Consider the following 7,144-nt stretch of genomic DNA (forward strand, 5'->3'; position numbering starts at 1 on the left):
GCGCCCTTCGATCACACCTTCCCGGTCAACTCCGGCACGAGTGTGAACAGATCGCCGACGAGCCCGTAATCTGCGACCTGGAAGATGGGGGCGTCCTCGTCCTTGTTGATGGCAACGATGACGCGGCTGTCCTTCATGCCCGCAAGGTGCTGGATCGCCCCCGAGATGCCGAGCGCGATGTAGAGCTTCGGCGCGACGACCTTGCCGGTCTGCCCGACCTGCCAGTCGTTGGGGGCATAGCCCGCATCCACCGCCGCGCGGGACGCGCCGACGGCGGCGCCCAGCTTGTCGGCCAGCGCCTCGACGATGGCGAAGTTCTCCTCCGATCCGATGCCGCGCCCGCCCGAGACCACGATCCCGGNCTCGACGATGGCGAAGTTCTCCTCCGATCCGATGCCGCGCCCGCCCGAGACCACGATCCCGGCCGAGGTCAGCTCGGGCCGGTCGGAGGCCGCGACCTTGTCCTCGACCCAGGATGACAGGCCCGGATCGGCGGCGGCGGACACGGGCTCGACCGGGGCGGAACCGCCCGAACCCGCCGCCTCGAAGGCGGTGGTCCGCACCGTCAGCACCTTCTTCGCGTCCGAGGATTTCACCGTCTGGATCGCGTTGCCGGCATAGACGGGCCGCTCGAACGTGTCCGCATCGACGATCCCCGACACGTCCGAGATCACCATCACGTCCAGCAAAGCCGCCACGCGCGGCATGACGTTCTTGGCATCCGTCGTCGCCGGGGCGAGGATGTGGGTGTAATCCCCTGCCAGCCCGGCGATCAGCGCCGCCGTGGGTTCGGCCAGACGGTGGCCCAGCGTCGCATCCTCGGCCACCAGCACACGCGCGACGCCCGCGATTTTGGCCGCCTCGGCCCCCGCCGCCGACGCATGCGCCCCGGCGCAAAGCACCGTCACATCGCCCAAGGCCTTTGCCGCCGTCACCGCCTTGGCCGTCGCGTCCAGCATCAGCTCGCCGCTCGTGACCTCGCCCAGAACCAGAACAGCCATCAGAGCACCCCCGCCTCTTTCAGTTTCGACACCAGCTCGTCCACCGAGCCGACCTTGATCCCGGCGCTGCGACCCGCGGGTTCGACCGTCTTCACCACCGTCAAGCGGGGCGTCACGTCAACGCCGTAATCGGTGGGGGTCTTCTCCTCCAACGGCTTCTTCTTGGCCTTCATGATGTTCGGCAGGGACGCATAGCGCGGCTCGTTCAGGCGCAGATCCACCGTGACGATGGTCGGCATCTTGACGCGGATGGTCTGCATCCCGCCATCGACCTCGCGCGTGACCTGCGCGTGATCGCCCTCGACCTCCAGCTTCGATGCGAAGGTCGCCTGGCTCCAGCCCAAAAGCGCCGAAAGCATCTGCCCCGTCGCGTTCATGTCGTTGTCGATCGCCTGCTTGCCCGCGATCACCAGCCCCGGCTGTTCATCCTTGACCACGGCCGCCAGCAGCTTCGCCACCGCCAGGGGTTCGATGTCGGTCGTCACATCCGCCGCAGCCTCGATCAGGATCGCGCGGTCCGCGCCCATCGCCAGCGCCGTCCGCAGCGTCTCCTGCGCCTGCTTCACGCCGATGGAAACCACCACGACCTCGGACGCCGCGCCCTTCTCCTTCAGCCGGATCGCTTCTTCGACCGCGATCTCGTCGAACGGGTTCATCGACATCTTCACATTCGCAAGATCGACACCGGACCCGTCCGCCTTGACGCGAACCTTCACGTTGTAGTCGATCACCCGCTTAACCGGGACCAAGACTTTCATCAACACTCTCCTTGTCGTGCCCCGTGCGTGCGGGTTCTTTTGGCGATCCGTTCCTGTTGATAGCGGGCGGCAAACTGGCGAAACAGACCAAATGCGACGCTATCTGCAAACGCGGCGTCAGTCACCCCGCGTCAGGCCGGGCACCCACAGAACGTCGCGGTCATTCGCGGCGCGGCTGGCCACGAAGAACCAGTCCGACAACCGATTGAGGTAGCGGACGGCCTCGGGGTTGGCGTCTGCGACCAATGTCGCAAGTCGTTCGGCCCGGCGGCAGACAGTGCGGCACAGATGCAGATTCGCCGCCAGTGCCGACCCTCCGGGAAGGACGAAGCTGCGGAGTGCGGGCAGGTTCGCATTCATCGCGTCGATCTCCGCCTCCAGCCGTTTGGTCTGGACCGGGATGATGCGCAGCGGCGGGTAGGGCGCCTCGGCGTCGCGATCCATGCCGGGGCGGCAGAGATCGGCGCCAAGATCGAACAGGTCGTTCTGGATGCGGGCCAATGCCGCGTCCATCTCTGCGTCTGCGTGCAGCCGTGCCATCCCGACCGCCGCGTTGGTTTCGTCCACGGTGCCATAGGCTTCGACCCGCGGGTCGGTCTTTGCAACGCGGGTGCCATCGCCCAGCGCGGTCGTGCCGTCATCGCCGGTGCGGGTATAGATTTTGGACAGAACCACCATCAGCCGCGCGCCAGCCAGGCGAACAGCACGATGATGATGACCGCGACCGCCTGCGCCGCCACGCGGTATCGCATGATGCGGTTGGCGTGCTTGCGGTGGAACTCGCCGCCCTTGGCGAAGCTGCCGATGCCCACCATCAGGATGACCAGCACGACCAGCACCGCGATGCAGCCGATGATGAAAAGCGTGTCCATGTCAGGCCCCCTTCAGCACCCGGTCCAGCCCCCGCGTCGTCAGCAGGCGGCGCGCGAAGACCATCGCCCATGTCGGCTTGGTAACATAGTAGCGGGCCTTGGGGCGCGGGCTTTCCAGCGCATGGGCCAGCTTTTCGGTCACGGCGGCGGCGGGAAGCTCCCAGCGGTCCTTGTCGCGCGCTTCATACAGGCGATGCAGCAGGCCCCTGTATTCGTCGGCGCGGGCGGAATTCTTCCAGTCGATCCAGCGTTCGAAATGCGGGATGGCCTTGCGGCGCAGGTCGGACGCGATGGGGCCGGGTTCGATCAGGATCACCTCGATCCCGGTGCCCTGCATTTCAAGCCGCAGCACGTCGGTCAGCCCCTCCATCGCGAATTTGGTGGCCGAGTAGGCCCCGCGCCATTTGACGCCCACCAGCCCCAGAACCGAGGAACAGTTCACGATCCGCCCATGCCCCTGCGCCCGCATCACCGGAATCACCCGGCGCGTCAGATCGTGGTAGCCGAACAGGTTCGTCTCGAAGATCGCGCGGAGGGCGTCGCGGGGCAAATCCTCGACCGCGCCGGGACAGGCGAAGGCACCGTTGTTGTAAAGCGCATCCAGCGTGCCGCCCGTGCGCGACAGCGCCTCGGCCAGCGCGGCGGCGATGCTGTCGGGGCTGTCGTAATCCAGCACGAAGCTTTCCAGCCCCTCGGCCCGCAATCGTTCGCAGTCGGCTTCGGCCCGGCAGGTGGCGAAGACACGCCAGCCGCGTGCCTTCAGCCCATGCGCCGCGTCATGGCCGATCCCCGAGGAACAGCCGGTCATCAGGACAGATTTCATCACCACCTCCGCCCGCCTTGGCTAGCGGGCCGGGGCGCGGGATTCAATAGGACGGCATCCCGGTCAGAAAGCGGCTGGCGACATAGCCTTCGACGCCGTCACCCTCGATCCGGATGCGCGACCAGCCGGTATCGTCGGTCCAGACGACCAGCGCGGCATCGCCCCGGTCCAGCTTGCCGACGATCGCATCCTGCGTGGACGGGCCCTGGCGGACATTGACCGAAGTGGCGTTGACATAGACGACAGGCATCATCTGCGACAGATCGGGCGTCTTGGCGGCGGCGACGGGTTCGGGAACGATCTCACGCTCGGCCCGGACCTGAAGCAGACGCGGCTCGTTCGTGATCAGCGCGCGTTGCGGCTCGGGGGCGGGCGTTGCGGCGGCGACGGCCACCGGTGCTTCGCGCGGCACCAGCCCGGCGCGGGTCTGGCCGTGATCGCGGCCCCCGATCACAAAGACCAGAAAAATCGCTGAACAAAGGATCAGAGTTAGTCGAATCATTACAACCCCCTGGCAAGGGACAAGCGACCCCTGCATCATATCACATCTGCAATGACATCCGCGTGAAAAGGTTCCCTGCCACATGCAGGGCTGGACCGCTGGCGCGTCACGGCATATTCAGCGCGGATGACCGATGCCGATGACGAACCCGCCCTGACCTTCGAGCCGCTGTCGCGCGCCATTGGCGAGCGTTACCTGACCTATGCCCTTTCCACGATCATGCACCGGGCGCTGCCGGATGCGCGGGACGGGTTGAAGCCGGTGCATCGGCGCATCCTTTACGCGATGCGAGAGCTGCGGCTGTCGCCCACCGGCGGCTTCCGGAAATCGGCCAAGATTTCGGGCGACGTGATGGGCAACTATCACCCCCATGGCGACAGCGCGATCTATGACGCGATGGCGCGTCTGGCGCAGGATTTCAACGTCCGCTATCCGCTGGTGGACGGGCAGGGCAACTTCGGCAACATCGACGGCGACAATCCTGCGGCCTCGCGTTACACCGAGGCGCGGCTGACCGCGATCGCGGAAACGCTGATGGAAGGGTTGGCCGAGAATGCGGTCGATTTCCGTCCCAACTATGACGGCACGCTGGAAGAGCCGGTGGTCATGCCCGCCGCGTTTCCGAACCTTCTGGCGAACGGGTCCAGCGGCATCGCGGTGGGGATGGCGACCAACATCCCGCCCCATAACCTGCACGAGCTGATCGACGCCTGCCAGTTGATGATCAAGGAACCGGAGGCGACGGACGAGCAGATCGTCGAGCTGGTCCCCGGCCCGGATTTCCCCACCGGCGGCATCATCGTGGAGCCGAAGGGCACGATCCTCGAAGCCTATCGCACGGGTCGCGGCGCGTTCCGCGTGCGCGCGAAATGGGAGAAGGAGGATCTCGGTCGCGGCAACTGGCAGATCGTCGTCACCGAGATCCCGTATCAGGTCCAGAAATCCAAGCTGATCGAACGGCTGGCGGAACTGATCCAGACCCGCAAGATCCCGCTGCTGGCCGATGTGCGCGACGAATCCGCCGATGACATCCGCATCGTGCTGGAGCCCCGCGCGCGGACGGTCGAGCCGGACATGCTGATGGGGATGCTGTTCAAGAACTCGGATCTTGAAACGCGGTTCAGCCTGAACATGAACGTGCTGATCGACGGGCGGACGCCGAAGGTCTGTTCCCTGCGCGAGGTGCTGCGGGCGTTCCTGGACCATCGGCGCGAGGTTCTCGTTCGACGCAGCGAACATCGGATGGAGAAGATCGACCACCAGCTTGAAGTGCTGGACGGTCTGATCACCGCGTTCCTGAACCTTGACCGGGTGATCGACATCATCCGTTACGACGAGGCCCCCAAGCGGGCGCTGATGGCCGAGGATTGGGACGTGAAGCGCCCCAAGGCCACGTCCGAGGCGGATTACATCTCGCCGCCCGAAGGTGTCGGCGCGTTGTCGGAGGTGCAGGCCGAGGCGATCCTGAACCTGCGGCTACGGTCCTTGCGGCGGCTGGAGGAGCTGGAACTGATTTCCGAGCGCGACGCCCTTCGGCTGGAGCGCGAGGAACTGATCGGCCTGCTGGCGACCCCGGCAAAGCAGTGGAAGACCATCGGCAAGGAACTGGCCGCGATCCAGAAGTCCTTCGGCAAGGCGACCGCGCTGGGCGCCCGCCGCAGTCAGTTCGCCGAGGCGGGCGAGGTCGAGGACGTGCCCTTCGAAGCGATGATCGAGCGCGAGCCGATCACGGTCATCTGCTCGAAAATGGGCTGGATTCGCGCGATGAAGGGTCATGTCGCGCTGGATCAGGATGTGAAGTTCAAGGATGGCGACGGGCCGCGCTTCATCTTCCATGCGGAGACGACGGATAGGATCGTGCTGGTCGGGTCCAACGGGCGATTCTACACGCTGATAGGGGCGAACCTTCCCGGCGGACGGGGAATGGGCGAACCCGTGCGCCTGATGGTGGACCTGCCGAACGAGGCCGAGATCACCGATCTGGTCATCTGGCGGCCGGGCGAGAAGTGGCTGGTGGCGTCCACGGCGGGCGATGGGTTCCTGCTGCCGTCCGAGGAAGCCGTGGCCCAGACCCGCGCGGGCAAGGCGGTGTTGACGGTCAAGGAAGGCGTGCGCACCGCGTTGGTCCGCAAGGCGACGGGCGATCACGTCGCGGTCGTGGGCGACAATCGCAAGATGCTGGTCTTCGCGCTGTCCGAACTGCCCGAGATGGGCAAGGGCAAGGGTGTGCGGCTTCAGAAATACAAGGACGGCGGACTGTCGGACGCGATCACCTTCGCGCTGGCCGAGGGCATCGCGTGGCAGCTTGAAGGCGGGCGCAACCGGCGCGAGACGGACCTGACCGAATGGCAGGGTGCGCGGGCGGGCGTCGGCCGGATGGCGCCGCGCGGCTTCCCCCGCGACAATCGCTTCGGTTGAGGCGCGTTGCCCGCGCGGGCTGCGCGGGCTATGTCGGGGGGGACCGATGAAAAGGACCCTCCGATGAAGAAGACGATTGCCCTCTGTCTCGGCCTCGCGCTGGCCGCCTGCGGGACGCGCGATCTGGAAGACCCGCCGGTGGACATGGGCAATTTCCGTTTGGGGTTGAACATCGCCGTGGCCGACAAGGCCGAAAAGGTTCCGATCTCGCGCACCGCCACGCCCGAACAGTGGGAAGCGGCGATGAACAAGGCGGTCAAGGATCGGTTCGGGCGCTATTCCGGCAGCAAGATGTATAATATCGGCGTCAGCGTCGACGGCTATGCGCTGGCCCCGCCCGGCATTCCGATTCTGGCCGCGCCCCGGTCGGTTCTGGTCGTCACGGCGAACGTCTGGGACGATGCCGCGCAGAAGAAGCTGAACGCGACGGGCAAGCAGATCACGGTCTGGGAAGACGGCGGTGCCGGCTTCATCGGCACCGGATACACCCGGTCCGCCGAGGATCAGATGGAGGTTCTGTCCTACTACGCGGTCAAGAAGATCGAGGAGTGGTTCCAGGAAAATCCCGAATGGTTCGGCATCACCAGCGCCGCCCCGACCGGGCCTGCCGCACAATCGGGCGCCCCGCCGCGTCCGGTGGCCAACTAGGCTTGATTTTCCCCGCCCCGCTGGATACATCCCGCGCGGTGTAAAACTGGGTCCGAGCGTGGGCCCCCCAATCCCGAGGCCCACTCGCCATGGCAAAGGCAAAGTTTGAACGGACGAAACCG

The 7,144-nt window shown here is 66.0% G+C and carries 8 protein-coding genes; 2 read left to right on the top strand and 6 right to left on the bottom strand.

The window, feature by feature from the left end; genetic code table 11:
• Positions 1–11: 11 nt before the first annotated feature.
• The 6 genes from E2K76_RS15200 to E2K76_RS15225 all read right to left on the bottom strand — a co-directional run bounded on the left by E2K76_RS15200 (position 12) and on the right by E2K76_RS15225 (position 3,956).
• Complete coding sequence (locus E2K76_RS15200) at positions 12–1,001, bottom strand: electron transfer flavoprotein subunit alpha/FixB family protein (protein ID WP_136685239.1); 990 nt, start codon at positions 999–1,001, stop codon at positions 12–14.
• A complete protein-coding gene (locus E2K76_RS15205) occupies positions 1,001–1,759 on the bottom strand; it encodes an electron transfer flavoprotein subunit beta/FixA family protein (protein WP_136685241.1) in 759 nt (252 codons plus the stop codon). The genes E2K76_RS15200 and E2K76_RS15205 overlap by 1 nt, the downstream gene beginning before the upstream one ends.
• 117 nt (positions 1,760–1,876) lie before the next feature.
• Positions 1,877–2,437, bottom strand: coding sequence for a cob(I)yrinic acid a,c-diamide adenosyltransferase (locus E2K76_RS15210; protein ID WP_136685245.1), 561 nt, complete (start codon positions 2,435–2,437; stop codon positions 1,877–1,879).
• A complete protein-coding gene (locus E2K76_RS15215; RefSeq protein ID WP_136685246.1) occupies positions 2,437–2,631 on the bottom strand; it encodes a twin transmembrane helix small protein in 195 nt (64 codons plus the stop codon). Before E2K76_RS15215 ends, E2K76_RS15210 begins: the two co-directional genes overlap by 1 nt.
• 1 nt (position 2,632) lies before the next feature.
• Entirely contained in the window at positions 2,633–3,454 is an 822-nt protein-coding gene (locus tag E2K76_RS15220) for an SDR family NAD(P)-dependent oxidoreductase (protein WP_136685249.1), read from the bottom strand.
• Positions 3,455–3,497: 43 nt separating this feature from the next.
• Positions 3,498–3,956, bottom strand: coding sequence for an SH3 domain-containing protein (locus E2K76_RS15225; RefSeq protein WP_136685250.1), 459 nt, complete (start codon positions 3,954–3,956; stop codon positions 3,498–3,500).
• Between the two features lie 126 nt (positions 3,957–4,082).
• Here E2K76_RS15225 and E2K76_RS15230 point away from each other — a divergent pair, with 126 nt between their 5' ends.
• Both E2K76_RS15230 and E2K76_RS15235 read left to right on the top strand, forming a co-directional pair.
• Positions 4,083–6,374, top strand: a complete 2,292-nt coding sequence (locus tag E2K76_RS15230) for a DNA topoisomerase IV subunit A (protein WP_136685252.1) — start codon at positions 4,083–4,085, stop codon at positions 6,372–6,374.
• A gap of 63 nt (positions 6,375–6,437) precedes the next feature.
• A complete protein-coding gene (locus tag E2K76_RS15235) occupies positions 6,438–7,022 on the top strand; it encodes a hypothetical protein (RefSeq protein ID WP_136685254.1) in 585 nt (194 codons plus the stop codon).
• Positions 7,023–7,144: the final 122 nt, after the last annotated feature.

The organism is Falsirhodobacter xinxiangensis, from assembly GCF_004959935.1.
Classification (GTDB): domain Bacteria; phylum Pseudomonadota; class Alphaproteobacteria; order Rhodobacterales; family Rhodobacteraceae; genus Falsirhodobacter; species Falsirhodobacter xinxiangensis.

Excerpts from the sequence above, each read along its gene's own strand:
- E2K76_RS15215 (WP_136685246.1), bottom strand. The coding sequence starts at position 2,631 with ATGGACACGCTTTTCATCATCGGCTGCATCGCGGTGCTGGTCGTGCTG.
- E2K76_RS15230 (WP_136685252.1), top strand. The coding sequence starts at position 4,083 with ATGACCGATGCCGATGACGAACCCGCCCTGACCTTCGAGCCGCTGTCG.
- E2K76_RS15225 (WP_136685250.1), bottom strand. The coding sequence starts at position 3,956 with ATGATTCGACTAACTCTGATCCTTTGTTCAGCGATTTTTCTGGTCTTT.
- E2K76_RS15235 (WP_136685254.1), top strand. The coding sequence starts at position 6,438 with ATGAAGAAGACGATTGCCCTCTGTCTCGGCCTCGCGCTGGCCGCCTGC.
- E2K76_RS15210 (WP_136685245.1), bottom strand. The coding sequence starts at position 2,437 with ATGGTGGTTCTGTCCAAAATCTATACCCGCACCGGCGATGACGGCACG.
- E2K76_RS15220 (WP_136685249.1), bottom strand. The coding sequence starts at position 3,454 with ATGAAATCTGTCCTGATGACCGGCTGTTCCTCGGGGATCGGCCATGAC.
- E2K76_RS15205 (WP_136685241.1), bottom strand. The coding sequence starts at position 1,759 with ATGAAAGTCTTGGTCCCGGTTAAGCGGGTGATCGACTACAACGTGAAG.